The organism is Candidatus Thiosymbion oneisti, assembly GCF_004359955.1.
GTDB classification, from domain to species: domain Bacteria; phylum Pseudomonadota; class Gammaproteobacteria; order Chromatiales; family Chromatiaceae; genus Thiosymbion; species Thiosymbion oneisti.
In genome coordinates this window covers 1-1,152 of the sequence record NZ_SMSC01000092.1, presented here as the reverse complement: position 1 = coordinate 1,152, position 1,152 = coordinate 1, and the positions used below count along the sequence as shown (strand labels likewise).

1 protein-coding gene is annotated in these 1,152 nt (G+C 56.9%); it reads left to right on the top strand.

Annotated elements, in window-relative coordinates:
- On the top strand, positions 1–1,149 hold a 1,149-nt coding region (locus tag E1958_RS19545), incomplete at its 5' end, for an IS4 family transposase (protein ID WP_243725313.1).
- Positions 1,150–1,152: the final 3 nt, after the last annotated feature.

Here is a 1,152-nt window from a genome sequence, read left to right as displayed (position 1 = left end):
GACCATTTGCCTCTGCACACGTTTCGGCGTTGTGTGGCGCGTTACCAGGGCGAACGTTATGTCAAGCAGTTCCGCTGTCTCGACCAGTATCTCGCGATGGCATTTGCGCAGCTGACTTACCGCGAGAGCTTGCGCGACATCGAAGCCTGTCTGCGCGCCCAGCAGAGCAAGCTGTACCACATGGGGTTGCGCTGCACTCGGGTAGCACGCAACACCTTATCCAAAGCCAACGAACGGCGCGACTGGCGGATTTATGCCGACTTTGCCCACGCCTTGATTCGCATCGCCCGGCCTCTCTATGCCGACGAGGACCTGGGACTGAGCCTCGACAATACCGTCTATGCCCTGGATGCCACCACCATCGACCTGTGTCTGTCGCTCTTCCCGTGGGCGCTGTTTCCTGCCACCAAGTCTGCGGCCAAGCTGCACACCTTGCTGGATCTGCGCGGCAACATCCCGACTTTCGTCCACATCTCCGACGGCAAGCTGCACGACGTCAACGTGCTCGACATCCTCCTGCCGGAACCCGGCGCGTTCTACATCATGGACCGGGGCTACGTGGACTTCCGAAGGCTTTTTACCCTGCACACAGCCGGCGCCTTCTTCGTCATTCGCGCCAAGTCCAACACCAAGTACCGGCGTCGTTACTCCCAGCCCGTGGACAAATCGGGCGGTGTCCGTTGCGATCAGACCATCGTGCTCACTGGGGTCGATTCGGCAAGCACCTATCCTCAACCGCTACGCCGGGTGAAATACCACGATACGCCAAGCGGCAAGACCTTCAACTTTCTGACCAACAACTTCGCCATCCCGGCGCAAACGCTGGCCGATCTGTATCGCTACCGTTGGCAGGTGGAGTTGTTCTTCAAATGGATTAAACAACACCTGCGCATCAAGTCATTCTTCGGCACCTCCGAGAACGCACTCAAAAGCCAGATATGGATCGCCTTGTCTGTCTATGTCCTCGTGGCCATCATCAAAAAGCGCCTCGAGATCCGGGCCGATCTCTACACAATCCTACAGATTCTGAGCCTGACCTTGTTCGAAAGAACCCCGTTAATTCAACTGCTTACAAATGACCCGCACATAACGGAGGCTCCCGGAATCCCTAACCAACTGAATCTGTTCGACAATTTAACGGGACAGTAGTGG